Raw genomic sequence first — 19,062 nt, forward strand, 5'->3', positions numbered from 1 at the left:
TCAGGAGCGGGGCGGCGCAGGGGACGGGTCGCCGGGCGGCGGCTGGTGGGGGCGGGTCGGGACTACCAGGGGGCCGTGGGCGCCGGGGATGACCCGGACCCGGGCCCGGTAGTGCCGGGCCAGCAGGTCCTCGGTGAGCACCTGGTCGGGAGGGCCGACCGCGGCGACCCGGCCGTCGGCGAGCAGCACCATCCGGTCGGCGTACTCGCCGGCGACGGAGAGGTCGTGCATGGTGGCCAGCACGGTCAGGCCGTGTGCCTGGCGGAGCTGGTCGACCAGCTCCAGCACCTCCTGCTGGTGGCCGATGTCCAGCGCGCTGGTCGGCTCGTCGAGCAGCAGCAGGGTGGCGCCCTGGGCGAGCGCCCGGGCCAGGAAGACCCGCTGCCGCTCCCCGCCGGAGAGGGTGGCCAGCTCCCGCCGGCGGAACACGGCCAGGTCCAGCCGGTCCAGCACGTCGTGCACGGCGGCCAGGTCGGCGGCCGACTCCCGGCCCAGCGGCGCGATGTACGGGGTCCGCCCCAGCAGGACGTAGTCGAACACCGACATGCCCGCCGGCACCACCGGGGACTGGGCCACCGTGGCCACCACCCGGGCCCGGTCGCGGCGGCGCAGCGACCCGGACGGCGTACCGAAGAGGGAGATGGCACCCGGCGCGGGCAGCAGGCCGCCGACGGCGCGCAGCAGGGTCGACTTGCCCGCGCCGTTCGGGCCGATCACGGTGACCCACTCCCCCGGGGCGACCGTCAGGTCGACGCCGGCCAGGATCGTCGCCCCACCCAACCGCACGTGCAGATCCCGCACCTCGACCGCCGGCTCACTCCTCGCGCTCACGGCAGCACCCGGCGGGAGGTGCGCAGGACCAGGACGAAGAACGGGCCGCCGAGCAGGGCGGTGACCACGCCGATCGGGACCTCGGCGGGGGCGGCGGCGGTCCGGGCCACCACGTCGGTCAGCGCCAGGAACGCCCCGCCGAAGAGCATCGACAGCGGCAGGATCACCCGGTGGCTCGACCCGGCCAGCAGGCGCACGGTGTGCGGCACGATGATCCCGACGAACCCGATCAGCCCGGAGGCGGAGACGGCGGCGGCGGTGCCGAGCGAGGCGGCGGCGATCAGCAGGTACCGGGAGCGCTGCGGGTGCAGCCCGAGGCTGGCCGCCTCGTCGTCGCCGACGGACAGGACGTCGAGTTCCCGTCGGTGCAGCAGCACCACCACGGCGGTGAGCACGAAGTACGGCAGGATCAGCCGGACGTCCTGCCAGCCGGCGGTGGCCAGCCGCCCGAGCAGCCAGGAGTAGACCTGCTGGATGCTGTCGGAGTGGCGTTGCAGCAGGTACGTCTGCCCGGCGGCGAGGAACGCCGACACCGCCACCCCGGCCAGGATCAGCGTGGCCGGTGACCGGTCCCGCCCGCCGGCCGCGCCGAGCAGGTAGGTCAGGGCGACCGCGCCGAGCGAGCCGGCGAACGCGGCGAGCGGGATGGTGACCGGCATCCCGGTCAGCGCGCCGCCCGCCCCGGCGCCGCCCAGCGTGATCACCGCGGTCACCGCGAGCCCCGCGCCGGCCGCCACCCCCAGCAGGTACGGGTCGGCCAACGGGTTGCGGAACACCCCCTGGTAGCAGCCGCCGGCCAGGGCGAGCAGCCCGCCGACGAGCAGGCCGAGCACCACCCGGGGCAGCCGCAGCTCGGTGACGATGGCGATCTCGCGCTCGGTCAGCCCGCTGTCCAGGTGCACCCCGGGCAGCAGGTTCAGCAGCTCGGCGGCGACGCTGCCGGGTGGCAGGCTGACCGGGCCGAGCGACACCCCGGCGACCAGGGCCACCAGCACGGCGAGCACCCCGGCGGCGAGCCAGCGCTTACGCAGCCCGGCCGGTCGGGGCGTACCGGCGGCGACCGGTGTGCGGGCCGACCGGGCAGCGGCCCAGCGGCCCGGACCGACCCCGGACCCAGCGGATCCGGACCCGACCTCGGCCGGCGCTGACCCCGGCCCAGGCACGGACGCCGGAGCAGGCACGGACGCCGGAGCAGGCACGGACGCCGGCCGGGACGCGTCGGGCGTCCCGGCCGGTCCGGGGTCGGTGGACCGCACGGTCACCGGTGGCGGACCGTCACGCCGGCACCTTGGCGGTGGCGTCGACGATCGACCGGAACAGGTCGACCACGCGCGGGCCCCAGCGCGAGGCGATGTCGTCGTCGAGGGCGACGACCTGGTTGTTCTTGACGGCGGTGACGCCGGCCCAGCCGCTGCGCGCCTTGACCGTCGCCGCGCTCTGCTGGCAGCACTTCGTGTCGGCCAGGAAGACGAAGTCCGGGTTGGCCTTGACGATGACCTCCTGGGAGAGCTGCGGGTAGCCGCCGTTCCTGCCGTCCGCGTCGGAGGCGTCGGCGATGTTCTCCAGACCGGCCATCGTGTAGATCGACCCGATGAAGGTCTTGCTGGTGGCGCTGTACAGCTCCGGGCCCAGCTCGTGGTAGTAGGTCAGCTTCGTCGACCGCTGCGGCAGGTCCTTGGCCAGCTTGGCGATCTCGTCCTTCATCCGGGTGGTGACGTCGGCCGCCTCGGTGGGGTGGCCGGTGAGCGCGCCCAGGTCGGTGAGCTGCCGGTAGGTGTCGTCGAGCGTGGCCGCCGCCGGGGTGAGCAGCACCGGGATCTTCAGCGTGGTGAGCTGGTCGACGATCTTGTTGGTGTCGTTGGCGAGCACCACCAGGTCGGGGCTCCTGCCGGCGATCGCCTCGGCGTTGGGCTGGAAGCCGGACAGGTCGCTCTTCGGCGCGTCGGCCGGGAAGTTCGACTGGTCGTCCACGGCGGTGACCTGCTTGCCGGCGCCGATGGCGAAGAGCATCTCGGTCGCGGTGGGCGACAACGAGACGATCTTCTCGGGACGGCTGTCCAGGGTGAGCTTGCCGACGGTGACGGGGAAGGACGCGGCGGCCGAGCTGCTGCTGCCGGCGGCGGGGGTGTCGTTCGAGGTCTTCTCGGCGCAGGCGCCGAGGGTGAGGGCGGCCACCGCGAGGGTCGCGGCGAACAGCCGGGGGGTACGTCGGGACATCTTGCCTCCTGTCGGTCGAGGAGCGTGGTGCTTCGCCGACAGGGACCGCCTGGGCGTACCCGTCCGCGAGGCGCCCTTCCTCGAGAGCGCGTGTCGCGACCGACCGCAGGCGACCTGGCTCGCCCCACACACGACGGCGCCGGCCACGGGGGCCGGACGCCGGGGCGGCTCCGGCCGGGGGCCGGGACCACGGTGGGGCATCACAGTTGCGGGACAGCGCCGGTTTCGCACCGGCTTCGCTGCGGGTTGGTCGGGTGCCACGGTAGCGCACGACCAGCGGAGATCGTCCGGACGGGCGGGGTGGGTGGGGCCTCGTCGGGGGCGTTACGAGGCCCCACCCGGAATGACGGTCCGATGGGTCAGCAGTAGGTACTCTGCTTGTTGATGACCCGGTACGGGCAGTCGGCGTACTCCGACAGCAGCAGCACGGCCTCCTTGTTGCGGGAGGTCTGGGCGGGGATCACCTCGTCGGGCGGGTAGAAGCCGCCGCCCGAGCCGGACGAGCCGGGGTACATCTCGAAGGTGTACGCCCAGATCTTGTGGGTGCCCCACATCCAGTCGATGCTGGTCCCGTCGGCGATGTAGAGGTCGCTGGACTGCTCCGGGGTGTACCCGTTGGTGCTGGCCATCTGCTGGCCGAGGGTGGCGAAGGTGTTGTACTGGTCGGCGTTCATCCCGGTGGCGGTGTTCGCCGTGGTGTACCCGTACGGCCAGAGCACCAGTTGCGAGTAGGTGTGGAAGTCGATGTTCGCCTTGATCTGCTGCACCCCGCCGACGACCCGGCTGTTGACGAAGTCGCGCAGCGCCCGCGCCTCGGTGGCGGAGAAGGCGGACGGCCCCCGGTAGGTCAGCGACGACGGTGAGCTGGACGAGCCGCCGCAGCAGCCCCACTGGTAGCCCCAGTTCCGGTTGAGGTCAGTGCCGACGGCGGTGCTGCCGCTGTTGGGTTGCCGGTTCTTCCGCCAGGACCGGTACGACCCGGTGGCGATGTCGTACTCGCTGCCGTCCGGGTTGACCGTCGGGACGATCCAGATCTCCCGGGAGTTGACGATGTTGGTGATCCGGGAGTCGGTGCCGTAGCTGTCGGTGAAGAGGTTGAGCAGGTAGATCGCCATCTCGACGGTCAGGTGCTCGCGGGCGTGCTGCTGGGCGTTGAACAGGATCTCCGGCTCGGCCTCGTCGGTGCCGACGTTGTCGGAGATCTTGACGGCCATCAGGTCGCGGCCCTCGTACGACCGACCGATGCTGATCTTGCGGGCGATGGTCGGGTGGTCGGCGACCACCTGGTTGACCACGGCGGTCAGCTCGGCGTAGTCGTGGTAGTTGGAGTCGGCCGGCGGGAAGGCGAGGGTGCCGACGCCGTCCGTGGCGGCCGGTTCGACCTCCTTCTCCAGCCGGAAGCCGAGTCGGGTGATCGCGGCGGCCTCCGCCCGGGTGGCCGAGACGTGCAGCACCCCGTGCTCGGCGGAGTCGATGGCCGCACCGGTACGGGCGACGGCGTTGCGGTCGGCGAAGGTGCGGGGGCCGAGCACCCGGTAGCCGGCGGCCGCGGGCTCGGGTTCCGGGGCCGGCCGCGCGGAGACCGGACCGGTGGCGACGGCGGTGAGGCCGAGGCCGGCGACGACGGCGAGCGCCAGCCGGCGCCGGAAGGGGGAGGTGCGGAAGGCCATGGACATCCTCCTCGGGGTACGGGGGTCCCGTTGCCGCACACTCCACCAGGAGTCACATGGTCATATCAATATCCGTAACTACCTAGGCCCATCCCGACCGGATCGTCACGCCGGCAATGATTTTCCACCCCTCAAACCCTGGCGAAACTTCCTGCCGGACGGGACAGTGAACGGCAACGATTCCTCACCCCGCGGAGTTGCCATGGCCAGCAGAGCCCTGCGTGCGGTCGCCCTCGCCGGCGTCGCCACCCTCACCCTCCTCGGCACCACCGTCCCGGCCCGGGCCGGCGGCCACCCGCCCGCCGGTGGCCACGACGAGCAGATCACCTTCCAGGAGTGGTCCCGCCACCCCGACTGGCGGGGCGGCACCCACCAGGGCACGTACGCCGTGCCCGGCCACCGCGCCGGCCTCACCATCGGCCGGCCCGCCGGCACCACCGAGTTCACCGACGAGCACACCGGCACCACCCGCACCTGGGAGTACGCCACCTGGACGTCGCCGCGCACCGCGATCGGCTTCGACGCCACCGAACTGGTCGCCTCCTGGAACGCCGACACCCCCGCCGGCACCTGGCTCCAGGTCGAACTCCAGGGCACCTACAGCACCGGCGACCGGACCCCCTGGTACGTCATGGGCCGCTGGGCCTCCGGCGACCAGGACGTCACCCGGGCCACCCTGGACGGTCAGGGCGACCCCTGGTCGAGCGTCTGGACCGACACCTTCGCCATCGACGACGCCACCGCCGGGGTGCTGCTCCGGTCGTACCAGTTGCGGCTCACCCTCTACCGCGCGCCCGGACAGACGGCCTCGCCCCGGGTCCGGATGCTCGGCGCGATGAGCTCGCACGTGCCGGACCGGTTCACCGTCACCCCCAGCCGGGGCGGCATCGCCTGGGGCACCGAACTGCCGGTGCCGGCCCGCTCCCAGATGATCCACCGGGGCAACTACCCCGAGTGGGGCGGCGGCGGCCAGGTCTGGTGCAGCCCGACGTCCACCACGATGGTGCTGGAGTACTACGGCCGGCTGCCGTCCGCCACGGACATGTCCTGGATCAGCCCCGGCTACCCCGACCCGCAGGTCGCCCACGCCGCCCGGATGACCTGGGACAGCGAGTACGAGGGCGCCGGCAACTGGCCGTTCAACACCGCCTACGCGGCCACCTTCCCCGGCATCGACGCGCGGGTGACCCGGCTGCACTCGCTCGACGAGCTGGAACGGTTCATCAGGGCCGGCATCCCCGTCGTCACCTCGCAGTCCTTCCTCGACACCGAGCTGGACGGGTCGAACTACGGCACCTCCGGCCACCTCTTCGTGGTCGTCGGCTTCACCGCCGACGGGGACGTGATCGTCAACGACCCGGCGTCGTCGACGAACGCCGAGGTGCGCAACGTCTACCGGCGGGACCAGTTCGAGCAGATCTGGCTGCGGACCAAGCGCTACCGGGCCAACGGCACGGTGGCCGGCGGGTCCGGTGGCATCGCGTACCTGATCAAGCCGGCCGACCGGCCGTGGCCGGTGGTGCCGGGCTCCACCAACTGGTAGGAGCCACCGGTGGTCCCGACCCGGCCCGGGGCGGGTCGGGGCCGCTGTCGGACGACAGTCAGCCGAACCACTCAGCGCTGCTGGTCGCCGGGGTCACCCTCGGCGGGCTGGTCGTCGCCGGCCAGCGCGGAGCGCAGCCGCTCCTTCTCCGCCCGCCGCCGCTCGGCGGCGGCGGCCATCTCCTCGGCCATCTCGTCGCGCCAGCCGCGCAGCAGGAAGAACGACGCGGCGGCGGAGAACGCCAGCGCCACCATCAGCTTCAGGAAGACGTTCATCCCGACCGGCCACAGCGCCGCCACGACCACGAGGAAGAGCCCGATCCGGGCCAGCGTGTACTTGACCGCCGCGCTCACGTTCCCACTCCTTCTCCGCGCCGGGTGCCCCCGCCGTCGGTGGTTCAGCCCGTCCGTCGGGCCAGCCAGTGCACGCCCTGGAACCAGAGCACCGCGTACCCGACGGTGAACGCGAGCGCGGCCAGCCCGCCGGTGAGCAGCGGCGCCAGCCCGGCGGCCAGGCCCGCCGCCAGCAGCCCGGCGACCACCGCGACCAGCGCGGCGAGCAGCGCCGCGACCACCCGGGCCGCGCCGAAGTCCCAGGCCCGGAAGTCGTCCCAGAACAGCCAGACCGGGAGGATCACCGCGAGCCAGCCGTTGGTGTGCCCGAAGTCCCCGGCGCCGACCGCGGCGAACGCCCAGTCGAAGAGCACCAGCGCCAGCAGGCCGATCACCCAGCCGGCCAGACTCACCCCGAGCAGGTCGCCCAGGGTGAGGATGCGCCCCTCGGCGTCCCGGCGGGGGAACCCGCTCCGCTGCTCGCTCATGACCCTAAGAGGGTACGTGAGCACCTCGGACGCCCGACCGGCGACCGGCCGTCAGCCGGCGAGCGCCGTCACCGGCGCGGAGGTGGGTTCGTCGTCCAGCGCGCGACGCCGACGCCGGGCGAGCAGGCCGAGCGCCGCCAGGGCCAGCACGATCAGCAGGGTGCCGATGACCGACCAGGGCGCCGCCCAGGTGCCCGCCGACCGGCTCGTCGCCGGGAGCCGCCCCTCGGCGGTCACCGGGTTGACCGTGACCACCGCGTCCAGCCGGCCCGCCGGCCACACCTTCAGCTCGCGGTCCAGCACGATCTCGCCACCGGGCAGCAGCTCCGGCAGGGCGACCCGGCCCGCGTCGGCCAGGGTGAACCCGAGCGGGCCACGGACCCGCAGTGCCGCCTGCCCGGCCACCATCCGGACGTTGCCGGTGTTGCGGACCCGGTAGCGGACCCCGAAGTCGCCGCTGGCGAAGGGGACCGCCGGGGTGCGGTAGCTCGTCGCCAGCCGCTCGATCCGGACCTCCGGGGCCAGCTCGCCCTCCACCCGCAGGTAGACCCGGGCGGCCACCCGGCGGTCGACGTTCACCAACTGGCCCTGCGGGTCGGTCTGCCGCTCGACGATCGAGGCCACGATCCCGCCGGCATGGTCACCCGGCGTCGCCTTGGCCGGCACGCTCAGCTCGAACGGGATCTCCAGCCGCTTGCCGGTCGGCACGGTGTACTCCCGACGGGGCAGCCGGATCCAGGAGCCCAGCCCGGTGGGCCGGTCGCTCGCCGGCAGCAGGGCGAACGCCCCGTCCGGGGCGCTGTACGCGTCGGTGGCGTAGACGGCGAAGGTGAGCGGCCGGTCGCTCAGGTTGCTGATCGTCACCCGGTCGGCGACGCGGGTGCCGGCACCGCTCTGGTACTCGAACAGGTTCCGCCCGACGGTGCCCTTCGGGGCGGCCGGCTGGACCGACCAGCGCAGCTCACCGTCTGCCGCACCGGTCCGCGCCCCCGGCCCGGCGGTCACCGGCGCGGGCACCGCCGACCGGACCACCGTGGTGCCGGCGGCCGACGACACGGCACTGCTGACGGGCGGCGCGGCCGACGCCGCCGGCCCGGCGACGACCAGGCCACCGACGAGCACGGCGGTGAGCAGCGCCCCGACACGGCCGGGGCGAGACGAGCGGTGGTCCATCCGATGACTCCGTCTGTGGGACGAGTGGTGAGGGGCCCGGTCGGGTCGGCCGGGGTGGCGTCTCCCGACGGATCGTCGAGGTGGGTGCGGAGGTGCCACGGTGTGGCACCTCCGCGTCGTACCGCTGGTGGGACGGGCCGTCAGGCCAGGGTCAGGGTCAGGGTCGCGGCGTAGCTGCCGGGCGCGACCGAGTCCGGAATGTCCAGGGTCAGGCCGGCACCGCACTCGAAGACACCCGCGCTGCTGCCCGAGTTCGCCTTGCACAGCGTCCGGGCGGTGCCCAGACCGGTCCCACCACCCGGAGCGGCGGCGACACCGGCGAGCACCGCGCCGGAGGCGTCGACCTTGGCGGCGTTCGGGGACCAGCCGAGGTTGTCGCCCGGGATCTGGGCGGAACCGTTGACGAAGTCCTGCACCTGGCCGACCAGGTTCCAGCCGGCGTTGGTGCCCCGCAGGTCGGTCACGGTGGCCTTGTGCAGCGCGCCGGTGGCCTGGCCGCCGACCACGCCACCGGTCAGGTTGACGGTGTCACCGGCCAGGCCGAGCGAGAACGCGCCCGGGGCGACGTCGGCGAGGATGGTCTGCGAACCGGACGCGCCGCCCGCCGGGGCGGTCACCTGGTACGCCACCCCGGCCGAGGTGGACGCGGCCCAGTCGTTGCCGGACGGGGCGAAGACGGCGGTCAGGGACAGGGTGCCGATCGGCAGGTCGGCGGCGGACAGGCTGGCGGTGCCGCCGGAGACCGCAGCGGTGCCGATGGTCGTGGCACCACGCTTGAAGGTGACCGTGCCGGTGGCGGCCGACGGGGTGACCGTGGCGGTGAGCGTCACCGGGGCGCCGTACGCCGCGGTGCCGGCCGGGGAGGCGGCCAGGGTGGTGGTGGTCGGCTGGGCGGTCACCACACCGGCGACCGTCCAGGTGCCGGCGGAGACGGTGATCGGTACCCGGAAATAGTTCGGGTGATCCCCCAGAATCTCCCCCGAACACTGCACCACGATCTCGTAACCACCATTCCCCGGAACCACACCCAACGCCCGCGCCATCGACCGGTTCGCCTCCAAAGAGAACGCACCCGCGTCGTAGTTGTTCTCACCACCAATACGATTCAAATTGTTGTACGGCCCACCCACCGGACCCACCTTCGCCACCGCATTCGTGCCATACCCCGACGGACAACCCGCCGACGTCAACACCGACCCGAACATCGGCGACACATCATCCACCCCCGAACCCACCGAACCACTCGACGGCGACACCGTCAGCGTGCCCAGATCCGCAGCAAACGCCGGACCAGACACCCCGACCAACGCCACCGAGGAGAGCACTGCCGCTCCCAGGAGCGTGGCCATCCGGGCCACACGGGAGGACCGAGACTTCATGAACCACTTCCCCTACTCGAAGTGAACGCCGGTGCCCGGCGGGCACCGGACCTCAGGTTTCGGGTGGGCCGTGTCCCGGCGATCAGGCCCACTCTTACGCCGGACATGCGCGAGGCGAATTCGCGGTGACCTACGTCGGGTCAGCCGAACCGGCCGTTGACGTAGTCCGCCGTCCGCTCGTCCCGGGGGCGCTCGAACATGGCGTCGGTCGGTCCGTGCTCGACGATCACGCCGGGGGTCCCCTGCTCGGCCAGGAAGAAGGCACACTGCTGGGAGACCCGGGCGGCCTGCTGCATGTTGTGCGTGACGATGACGATGGTGACCTCGCTGGCCAGCTCGGCGATGGTCTCCTCGATCCGCCGGGTGGAGGTGGGGTCGAGCGCCGAGCAGGGCTCGTCCATCAGCAGCACCCGGGGGCGTACGGCCAGCGACCGGGCGATGCAGAGCCGCTGCTGCTGGCCACCGGAGAGGGCCCCGCCGGGCTGCCGCAGCCGGGCCTGGACCTCCCGCCACAGGCCGGCCTTGACCAGGCACTCCTCCACCAGGTCGTCCCGGGTGCGCCGGCCGGCCCGGATCCCGGTCAACCGGAGTCCGGCGAGCACGTTGTCGTAGATCGACATGGCCGGGAAGGGATTCGGCTTCTGGAAGACCATGCCGATCTGCCGCCGGGCCTCGGTGAGCCGGCGGGACGGCGCGTAGATGTCCACGTCGTCGAGCAGCACCTCGCCGGCCAGCGACGCACCGGGCACCAGCTCGTGCATCCGGTTGAGGATGCGCAGGAAGGTGGACTTGCCGCAGCCCGACGGCCCGATGAGCGCGGTCACCTGACCGGCCGGCATGGTGAGCGAGACCCGGTCGAGCACCTTGTGCCCGCCGAACCAGGCGGAGACGTCGCGGGCGTCCAGCCGGCCGGAGGAGGAGTCCACCGGGACGGTGTCCACCGTGGTCAGATCGAGGGAGATGGTCATCAGTGGGCCTTTCTAGAGCAGGTTCGGCAGCAGCCGGCTGACCTGGTCGGCGACGGTGATGCCCAGCGCGGCGAGCACCGGGACGCCGACCACCCAGGACTGCCACCGGCCCCAGCGCGCCCGCAGCCAGGCGAAGCCGAGCACCGCGGCGAGCAGGGCCTGGCTCCACAGCAGCAGCGGGGTCCACGCCGCCGGGTCGGTGGCCATCGGCTGGTCCGCGCGGGGCAGCGCGGCGGCGGTGAGCGGGCGGGGGCCGACCGGCTGGGCGGGCGAGACCAGTTCGGCGTCCACCCGGAGCAGGTCCGCCGGCAGGAACGGCTGCCCGTCGGCGGTGATCAGGGTGAGCCGTCCGGCACCCGGGCCCAGCGGTGGCGGGACCTGGTCGCCGGTGCGTCGTACCGCCTGCACCCGGTAGGTGTGCCGGCCCTGGCCGGTGGTCACGGTGATCACGTCGTCGGTGCTGAGCAGGTCCAGCCGGCCGAACGGCCCGCCGTACGCGGCCCGCCGGCCGAGCAGCACGCTGGTCCCGGCCTGACCGGGCAGCACGCTGTCCCGCCGGTGACCGGGTCCGGCGGTGAGCACGCCGGCCGAGGTGCCCTCCAGGACGACCTGGCGGAGCCCGATCGCCTTGATCTCCAGGACGGCGACCGGGGTGCCGGACGCGAGCAGCCGGCCCTCCTGGTCGACCTGACCGGTGGGGGCGGTCGCGTTGGCCAGTTCGCCGCGCAGGTCGGCGTAGGCGATCTGCTGGTCCCGCTCGTACTGCACCCGGCTGAGCACGGTCAGGTGCGCCACGAAGCCGAGCAGGAGCAGGGCGAGCAGGCCCAGCGCACCGGCGGCGAGCTGGGCCGGACCGTGTGGCGCGGGGCCGGGGTGGGTGCGGGCGGGGCCGGGGCGGGTGCGGGCGGCGGTCGCCGCCGGTGGGGTGCCGGTGGTCGTCATCGTTCCTCCTGGGCCGCGGGGCCGGATCAGCCGGCTTGTTCGTCGCCGACGAAGGCGGCCCGCCGGCGTCGCGCCGCGGCCCGCAGCGCCGCGCCGACGGTCACCAGCAGCAGTCCGGCGGCGGCCACCGCGCCGATCGCGAGCCCGGTGACCGGCAGGTCGCCCCCGCCGCCCGGGTCGCCGGGCTGGCTGGGGGTGGCGGTGGGGCTGGTCGGGCTGGCGGTGCCCGGTGCCACCTCCGCCCGCAGGCTGACCGTGCCGGCCGGGCCACCGGGCGGGCCGGTGGGACCGGGCGGGGCGGCGGACACCGTCCAGGTGCCGGCGGAGACGGTGATCGGTACCCGGAAATAGTTCGGGTGATCCCCCAGAATCTCCCCCGAACACTGCACCACGATCTCGTAACCACCATTCCCCGGAACCACACCCAACGCCCGCGCCATCGACCGGTTCGCCTCCAAAGAGAACGCACCCGCGTCGTAGTTGTTCTCACCACCAATACGATTCAAATTGTTGTACGGCCCACCCACCGGACCCACCTTCGCCACCGCATTCGTGCCATACCCCGACGGACAACCCGCCGACGTCAACACCGACCCGAACATCGGCGACACATCATCCACCCCCGAACCCACCGAACCACTCGACGGCGACACCGTCAGCGTGCCCAGATCCGCAGCAAACGCCGGACCAGACACCCCGACCAACGCCACCGGGAGCACCGACAGTCCGAGCAGGACGGTGGCCAGTGATCGGGAACCTCGCACGGTCATGCCTCTCTCCGTTGACGACTGGTGGTACGCGCTGGTGGCCGGAGGCCCTTGGGGCGTCCGGCCACCGCTGTCGCGCCGGGACCCTGCTGGGTCCGGTTCAGCTATTGGCCTTCAGGTAGGTGTCGCCGCAGCCCTGCTTGAGCAGGTCGGCCGGCTGGCTGCCGGTGGACGGCCGGAAGCCGAAGCCGAACGCGGTGATGATCTCGTCCCGGGTGCAGACGGCCGAACCGGCGCCGACGAAGGTGCCCGCCACGGTGGCGTTGCCGAGCTCGGCGGTGGGTACGACGTTGTAGACGTCCCGCACCAGCGGGAAGTTGATGTTGAGGCTGCCGGTGAAGCCGCCGGTGCCGGTCCTCGGCGACACCCCGCCGACCTTGCCGAGCACCGCCTGGCCGCGCCGGTCCTGCACCTCGACCAGGACGCCGCCGACGGTCCGGCCGGCGTTCTCCTGGGCGATGTACTGGGCGATGGAGAACGGCACGAGGTAGTTCAACTGGCCGTTGAGCACGGTGCCGTCGTGCTCCTGCACCCCGTTGTTGAGGCCCTGGAGGCAGGGGTAGTCACCGGCGCTGATCTCCGACTCGGAGATGCCCATCTTGCTGTTCCAGAACGAACGGGTGCCCGAGCCGGACTGGATCAGCAGCGGGGTCACCGTCACCCCGTTGATCTTGGTGGTGAGGCAGCGGTAGATCCGCTGGAGCTGGACCAGGGTGAGGTTGGTCGGCAGGTCGCTGTTGGCGTTGACCGCGTAGCTCACGCCGTCCACCCCGAACGCGACGTAGGTGTAGTTGCCGGTCGTGCCGGGGGTGCCGGACGGCGCGCTCGACGAACGCGCGAAGTCGACACAGCCGATCACGTTCGCGCCCTGGTAGACGCCGCCGCTCTCGCCCTTGGCGGCACGCAGCACGGTCCGCCCGGCGCCGGAACCGTCCGGCCGGCTGAACTCGCAGTTGGTCGCCTTCGTCTTGATCGTCGCGCTGCCCCGGGCGTTCCAGGAGGCGATGACCTTCGCACCGCCGGGTGCGGTGATCGCATTGCTCAGGCCGTTCATCACGTCCTGGGTGGTGTCCGAGCCGACCCCGGCCAGCACCCGGTAGTCGGTGGCCGGACTCGGGTCGGCGTACGCCGGAGCGCCAACGGCCACGACGGCCACCAGCGCGCCGAGCGACGCCGCGAGCGCCCGGCCGAACTTCTTCACCTGCATGTGTCTCCCTTTCCGAACCAGGAAGTGGGCTGCCCAGCACCGGTCGGACCTGGGCAGCACCCATGCTCGCCACGGTGGCCGGTCGCTCGATACCGCACGCCGGAGAACGTTTGCTCCGCAGTGCCTCGCCAACATGCACGCCGGATGAACGCGCCGGCCGGCGGCCTCACGAGGTGACCCCGCGTCGCCGCGCGACGAGGCGTACCAGCGGGCCGGCGAGCGCGGCGGCGGCACCGAGCAGCAGCGCGCCGAGCAGCACGAAGCGGATGGCACCGGCCGGCTGTCCCCGGGTCACCTGGGCGACCGGCGTACCCGACGGGCGGGTCGGCGCGAGTCGGGTCGGCGGCGCGGCGACCGGCGGCGCACCGGCGACCGGCACTCCGGACGTGGCGGTCCCGGGGGCAACGGGCGGGGGTGCCGCACCGTCCGGCCCCGGCGGGGCGGTCGAGGTCGGTGCCGGCGTCGGGGCGGCCTGTTGCAGGGCCGCCGCGGCGGTCAGCGCCTCGGCGCGCAGTTGCGCCGGCAACGGCACGTAGCCCCGGGGTAGCTGGCCCCGCTGCACCCCGGAGATCTGCCCGGCGGCGACGGCGTACCGGATCAGCGTGGCGTAGTCCCGGCGCGCCGCCGGCTCGTCGGTGGTGTCACCGACGGCGTAGGTGAGCATCCCCAGCGGGTAGGCGCCGGGCACCACGGCGTCCGGATCGATCTTCCGGACCCCGGGTGTGCCGCTGGGCACCAGGGCCGACGCGGCGGCCAGCACCGACTGCTCGGTGGGGGCGACGAACTCGCCGGCCCGGTTGCGCAGCCGCGCGGTGAACAGCCCGTACCGGGCGGCGGTCGCCGCGTCGGTGACGGCGGCCGCGAACCGCTGGGTGACCGGCTGCGGTGGGAACGCCTTGTAGGCCATGGGGAAGGCGGCCGGATCCCACCAGGTGCGGTTCTTCGCGTCCGCCCGCAGGGTCTGGTAGCCGGCCTCCGCCAACGACCCCTGGTAGGGGCGCAGGTCCAGCGCGCAGTACTTCTCCTGCTTCGGCGGGGTGTCGCAGTTCAGGTCCTCGCGGGGGAAGCTGGTCGGAGCGGCGGCCGTCGCGAAGAGCGGCAGGTACTCCTTGTTCACCACCATGCCGTTCTCGTCCGCCTTGCCACCCAGCCAGGCCCGGGCGTCCGGGTCGGCCAGGATCCACCGCCACACCTCGCGGGCCGCCGCCGAGGTGCCGATGGAGACCATCAGCCCGTCGAACGCGGCGTTCGAGGCGTAGCTCGCGAACTGCGGGTTGGCGGCCAGGAACTCCTTGTCCAGCCGGATGGTCCGGGGATTGCCGGCCAGGTACTCGTACTTCGGCTGGTTGCTGCCCGGGATGTCCCGCTTGTAGGACTGGGTGAGCAGCTTCGCCACCAGCCGAGGGGTCAGGTTCAGCTCCCGGACCATGGTCCCGGCCCGGCTGTCCGTGGCACCCGGGTCGATCCGGAAGTCGATGTTGAACGCGATCACCACCGCGGAGAGCACGACGGGGGCGTGCACCACCGCCGGCCCGCCCGGCGGTGGCACCACCGGGTCGCTGGTGAACGCCAGGCCGGGACCGTCGGCACCCGGGGTCAGCACCTGCCGGGCGGCGTCGTCGTCGCCGGTCGTGGAGTAGCCGAAGACGGGCCCGTCGTCGGCGCAGAGCGCCGGCTGCCACGAGAGCATCGCGTTGGCCACCAGTTCGGAGCCGGTGGTCCGGCGCTCGGCCCGACCCAGCGGGCAGAACGCCCCCACCGGCTGGAAACCCAGCGGTACGGCGAGCGCGTCGCTGAACACCGAGGCGCCCAGCGGACTGCCCTCGACCTGCACGGTCGGGTTGCCGGCCCGGTCCCGCTCACCCCTGGGCACGATGACCAGCCAGCAGGTGAGGTGTCCGGGCGCACCACAGCCCAGGTGCGGTGACTCGACGGCGGTCTGCACCTCGAACACCGCGCGGCCGGTGCCGTCCCCGGCGGTGACCGCCTTGGTGATCTCGTTGGTGGTGTAGACGCTGTAGTGGTCGGCGAGGATGTCCGCCTCGGTGGCGGGACAGGTCAGGTTGTCCTCGGGTGGGCCACACGCCTTCCTCGGCCAGGGCTGCTGGGCCCCGCCGTGCGGGGTGGCACTGCCGTTCGCCGGCCGGAACGGCACCATCTGGGCGTCCGGCGGCAACGACTCGCAGGGCTTCCCGTCCGTCGTCGGGCAGCGCGGGTCGACCGGCGAGGGGGCCCGGGCCGGGGTGCTGGAGCCACCCACCTGGCAGGTCTCCCGGAAGTTCGCCGCCTTCGGGTCCGGGCCCCAGCACTGCATGAACTGCAGGTAGTTGGTGGCCGCCGGGTCGTCGTCCCGGGGGGCGCTGGGCCGGCCGCCCGTCCAGCTCACCACGATGCCCTGGCTGGTCAGTTCCTTGGTCTGGGCCACCGTGATGCGCAGGCCGGTGAAGTCGTCGCCGAAGATGCCCGATCGCCCGTTGACGGTGACCGCCGAGTCGGTCAGCGGGTCGTCGGTGCCGGCCGTCGCGGCGGTGGCGTCCGGGACCCGGACGTCCACCGTCACCAGTCCGGCCGTGGCGAGCAGCAGCCCGACCAGGATGGACAGGCCACGGCGGCTCATCGCGTCCCACCCTGGTCGCGGCGGCCGAGGGAACGGGCCAGCAGCGGCGGGCCGATGACCACCAGGGTCAGCAGCACCCCGGAGAGGATCATCAGGGTGCGGCTCAGGCCCCAGCCGCCCTCGGCGTCCAGCGCCACCGGTACGCCGTCGACGTACTGGCCGCCGCTCCCGCCGCCGGCACCGATCACCTCGCCGGTGTCCGGGTCCACCGCCGTCCCGGGGGCCGGTGCCCCGCCCGGTCCGGCGGTCGCGCCGGCGGTGGGCCCGGCGGTGCCGGTGGCTCCTCCGCCGGGGACCGCCCCGGTGCCGGGCCCACCGGAACCGGCCTGGTTGCCGCGCGTCGGGGTGTCCTGCTTCGCGCCACCGGTGCCGGTGGCGCACTGCGCCGGTCCGCCCTTACGGTCACACTCCGGCGGGTACGGCGCGGTCTTCGCCAACGCGTTCGTGCCGTCCGCCGAGAACGTCGGGTTGTTGCAGGTCTTGATGTCCTTGTCGGCGGGGCTGACGCCGGGGATCCGGCGGACCTGGGTGAGCCCGGCCTTGACCAGGTTGAGCGGCAACGGCGAGTAGCCGAGCCCGTCGGCCACCTGCTGCCCCTCGCAGAGGAAGTACTTGGCGAACTCGCCGAGGGTGTAGCCCTTGTCGTTGGTGAAGCCGTTCTCCAGCTTCGTCGGCAGGACCATGTACGAGTACGACGACAGCGGGTAGGCCCGCTTGTCCCGGTTGGCGTAGACCCCGTCCAGCTTCTGGGTCAGGTCGGGGTTGATGTCCGCGCCCAGCAGCCCCACCGCGACACTGGTCGCCTTCGGCTCCACGTAGTAGCCGGCGCCGTTGAGCAGCTTGGCCACCGGGAAGCCGGACTTCTTGGCGTACGCGTACTCCACGTAGGTGATCGATCCCTCGCCGAGGGACTGGGCGACGTACCCGGAGACGCCGAGCGAACCGGCCTGGGCCACCACCGAGCCGTCCGTCGGGTACGGGTAGTACGAGGTCACGCCGCACGGGGCGGTCCGGTTGTTGCGACGGCACCAGTCGTTCCACAGGTCCGGGTGCTGGCTGCTCATCCAGAGGCTGAACTGGGCGGTGGTGCCCGAGCCGTCCGAGCGGACCACCGGGACGATCCGCCGGGCGGGCAGGGTCAGCCCCGGGTTGTCCGCGCTGATCTGCGGGTCGTTCCAGACCGTGATCTTGCGGGTGAAGATCTTCGTGAGCACGTCGCCGGAGAGTCGCAGGTTGGTGACCAGCTTCCCGCCGATCTTGACGTGGTACATGAACGCCGTACCGCCGGCCACGATCGGCATGTACGCGAACCCGCGTGCCGGCGGCGGGTCGGTGGTGCCGCTGCCGGCGTCCCGCAGCCCGTACGGGATCTCCGAGACCGCGAAGTCGACGGTGCCGTTACGGAACTGGTTACGGCCGTCGGAGGAGCCGGTCCCGGTGTACTCGACGGTGATGCCGTTCTTCCGGATGTTCGACTTCCACTCCTTGACCGCGATCTCGCTCCAGGTGGAGCCGACACCGACGATCCGGACGAAGCCGGCCGCCGACGCGGGTGAGCCGGAGCAGGTGACGGCCGCCAGCAACGCGGCGACCAGAGCCGCGGCGGCGAACCGGCGGCGGGTGTCGCGTCTCGCCATGGTTGTCCTCACTCTGTGGATCGGGGATCGGTGACGCCAGGGTCGGCACGGCGCGCGTACCGGAGCACGTCGCGTCGGGAGGCCCGTATCCGACGGGCCTGCTGGCCCCGGGTGAGCTGGCCGGGGCCACGCCCACCGACCAGCCGGGCCAGCAGGAACAGCAGCAGCACCAGGGCCAGCAGCACGGTCGCCGCACCGAAGCCCCGGGCCACGTCGTACTCGGAGGCGGAACCGACCAGCTTGAAGGTCATCAGCGGCAGCGAGACCTGCGGCCCGTCGAACGGGTCAGTGTTCATGCCGTCCGCGAAACCCGCGGTGAGCAGCACCGGAGACGTCTCCCCGATGCCCCGGGCGGTGCCCAGGATCACGGAGGTCGCCAGGCCGGACCGGGCCGTGGGCAGCAGCACGAACAGGGCGGTACGCCACTGCGGCGCGCCGAGCGCCAGCGAGGCCTCCCGCAACGTCCCCGGCACCAGGCGCAGCACCACGTCGGCGGCGCGGATGACGATCGGCAGCATCATCACGGTGATCGCCAGACCGGCGGCGAAGCCCGACCGGTCGAAGCCGAGCATCAGGATCACCGTGGCGTAGACGAACAGGCCGGCCACGATGGACGGCAGGGCGGTCATCGCCTCGGAGACGGTGCGGACCACCCGGGCGAAGCGGCCGGGCACCTCGTTGAGGAAGACCGCGCAGGCCAGCCCGAGCGGCACGGTGATCAGCAGCGCGATGCCGATCTGTTCCAGGGTGCCGACGATGCCGTGCAGGATGCCGCCCCGGTCCAGCGGGGCGAGCGGCCCGGCCGAGGCGAGGTCGCCGGTGAAGAAGTTGCCGTGCCAGAAGATCGCCTTCGCCCCCCGCGTCACCGGGTACGCGACGACCACCACCAGGGCGACCAGCAGCAGGACGGCCAGGCTGTGCACGACCACGGCGACCGTCCGGTCGCGGACCGTCGGGCCGTCCTCGTCGAGGCCGACCAGCAGCGCGTAGCAGCCGAGGAAGGTCACCCAGCCCAGCACGACGAAGCCGAGCGGCCCGTCGAACGGGGCCAGCCGGGTGTAGACCAGCACGGTGAGCGCGACGGCCGCCGCGCCGGCACCGAGCAGCGAGAGGACGTCGGTCCGGCGTACCCCGGCGGTGCTGCGCCGGGGCTCGGGGCCGGCCGGCCCGGCGGTCCGTACCGGGATGGTGGTCGCCGGACCGGGTGCCGGCGACTCGACCGGCGGCGGGACGGTGTCGGTCGCCGACCCGTGGTCGAGGTCCGGGACGGTGTCGGTGCTCATCGGGTCTC

The 19,062-nt window shown here is 73.0% G+C and carries 16 protein-coding genes and 1 pseudogene; 2 read left to right on the plus strand and 15 right to left on the minus strand.

Translation table 11 applies throughout. The features are described from left to right. The 4 genes and pseudogenes from ACIQG9_RS10925 to ACIQG9_RS10940 all read right to left on the minus strand — a co-directional run. The gene (locus ACIQG9_RS10925) at positions 1-831 is read right to left on the minus strand and encodes an ABC transporter ATP-binding protein (RefSeq protein ID WP_400400257.1); all 831 of its coding nucleotides are present in this window, start codon (positions 829-831) and stop codon (positions 1-3) included. Next, positions 828-1,862 (minus strand): FecCD family ABC transporter permease, encoded by a 1,035-nt coding sequence (locus ACIQG9_RS10930; RefSeq protein ID WP_400400946.1) that lies wholly within the window; start codon positions 1,860-1,862, stop codon positions 828-830. Before ACIQG9_RS10930 ends, ACIQG9_RS10925 begins: the two co-directional genes overlap by 4 nt. 244 nt (positions 1,863-2,106) lie before the next feature. After that, positions 2,107-3,048 (minus strand): ABC transporter substrate-binding protein, encoded by a 942-nt coding sequence (locus tag ACIQG9_RS10935; RefSeq protein ID WP_400400259.1) that lies wholly within the window; start codon positions 3,046-3,048, stop codon positions 2,107-2,109. Positions 3,049-3,410: 362 nt separating this feature from the next. Next, positions 3,411-4,718 (minus strand): annotated as a pseudogene (locus ACIQG9_RS10940) (M14 family metallopeptidase); the annotation flags it as partial. Between the two features lie 202 nt (positions 4,719-4,920). Here ACIQG9_RS10940 and ACIQG9_RS10945 point away from each other — a divergent pair. Then, positions 4,921-6,261 carry a peptidase C39 family protein gene (locus ACIQG9_RS10945; protein ID WP_400400261.1) on the plus strand — a complete coding sequence of 447 codons (1,341 nt, stop codon included), beginning with the start codon at positions 4,921-4,923 and terminating at the stop codon, positions 6,259-6,261. 71 nt (positions 6,262-6,332) lie between these two features. Here ACIQG9_RS10945 and ACIQG9_RS10950 read toward each other — a convergent pair whose 3' ends face one another. The 4 genes from ACIQG9_RS10950 to ACIQG9_RS10965 all read right to left on the minus strand — a co-directional run bounded on the left by ACIQG9_RS10950 (position 6,333) and on the right by ACIQG9_RS10965 (position 9,384). Further along, on the minus strand, positions 6,333-6,614 hold the full coding sequence (locus ACIQG9_RS10950; protein WP_400400263.1) for a DUF4229 domain-containing protein: 282 nt from the start codon (positions 6,612-6,614) through the stop codon (positions 6,333-6,335). Between the two features lie 44 nt (positions 6,615-6,658). Beyond that, positions 6,659-7,081, minus strand: coding sequence for a hypothetical protein (locus ACIQG9_RS10955; RefSeq protein WP_400400265.1), 423 nt, complete (start codon positions 7,079-7,081; stop codon positions 6,659-6,661). 51 nt (positions 7,082-7,132) lie between these two features. Beyond that, positions 7,133-8,254, minus strand: a complete 1,122-nt coding sequence (locus ACIQG9_RS10960) for a WxL protein peptidoglycan domain-containing protein (RefSeq protein WP_400400267.1) — start codon at positions 8,252-8,254, stop codon at positions 7,133-7,135. Between the two features lie 140 nt (positions 8,255-8,394). Next, the gene (locus ACIQG9_RS10965) at positions 8,395-9,384 is read right to left on the minus strand and encodes an Ig-like domain repeat protein (RefSeq protein ID WP_400400269.1); all 990 of its coding nucleotides are present in this window, start codon (positions 9,382-9,384) and stop codon (positions 8,395-8,397) included. A gap of 25 nt (positions 9,385-9,409) precedes the next feature. Here ACIQG9_RS10965 and ACIQG9_RS10970 point away from each other — a divergent pair, with 25 nt between their 5' ends. Next, positions 9,410-9,658 (plus strand): hypothetical protein, encoded by a 249-nt coding sequence (locus tag ACIQG9_RS10970; protein WP_400400270.1) that lies wholly within the window; start codon positions 9,410-9,412, stop codon positions 9,656-9,658. Between the two features lie 115 nt (positions 9,659-9,773). Here the strand turns inward: ACIQG9_RS10970 and ACIQG9_RS10975 are convergent, their stop codons facing one another. The 7 genes from ACIQG9_RS10975 to pstA form a co-directional block, all read right to left on the minus strand. Next, on the minus strand, positions 9,774-10,601 hold the full coding sequence (locus ACIQG9_RS10975) for a phosphate ABC transporter ATP-binding protein (RefSeq protein ID WP_400400272.1): 828 nt from the start codon (positions 10,599-10,601) through the stop codon (positions 9,774-9,776). Positions 10,602-10,613: 12 nt separating this feature from the next. Beyond that, a complete protein-coding gene (locus ACIQG9_RS10980; protein ID WP_400400274.1) occupies positions 10,614-11,543 on the minus strand; it encodes a sortase in 930 nt (309 codons plus the stop codon). A 26-nt stretch (positions 11,544-11,569) separates the two neighbouring features. Then, on the minus strand, positions 11,570-12,070 hold the full coding sequence (locus ACIQG9_RS10985) for a hypothetical protein (protein ID WP_400400276.1): 501 nt from the start codon (positions 12,068-12,070) through the stop codon (positions 11,570-11,572). Between the two features lie 340 nt (positions 12,071-12,410). Continuing rightward, complete coding sequence (locus ACIQG9_RS10990; protein ID WP_400400278.1) at positions 12,411-13,517, minus strand: hypothetical protein; 1,107 nt, start codon at positions 13,515-13,517, stop codon at positions 12,411-12,413. Between the two features lie 166 nt (positions 13,518-13,683). Further along, positions 13,684-16,134 carry a hypothetical protein gene (locus ACIQG9_RS10995; protein WP_400400280.1) on the minus strand — a complete coding sequence of 817 codons (2,451 nt, stop codon included), beginning with the start codon at positions 16,132-16,134 and terminating at the stop codon, positions 13,684-13,686. After that, on the minus strand, positions 16,131-17,771 hold the full coding sequence (locus ACIQG9_RS11000) for a phosphate ABC transporter substrate-binding protein PstS (RefSeq protein WP_400400282.1): 1,641 nt from the start codon (positions 17,769-17,771) through the stop codon (positions 16,131-16,133). Before ACIQG9_RS11000 ends, ACIQG9_RS10995 begins: the two co-directional genes overlap by 4 nt. An 8-nt stretch (positions 17,772-17,779) precedes the next feature. Continuing rightward, complete coding sequence (gene pstA, locus ACIQG9_RS11005) at positions 17,780-19,054, minus strand: phosphate ABC transporter permease PstA (RefSeq protein ID WP_400400284.1); 1,275 nt, start codon at positions 19,052-19,054, stop codon at positions 17,780-17,782. Between the last annotated feature and the right edge of the window lie 8 nt (positions 19,055-19,062).

The organism is Micromonospora sp. NPDC092111 (assembly GCF_044755745.1).
In the GTDB taxonomy this organism is placed as follows: Bacteria; Actinomycetota; Actinomycetes; order Mycobacteriales; family Micromonosporaceae; genus Micromonospora.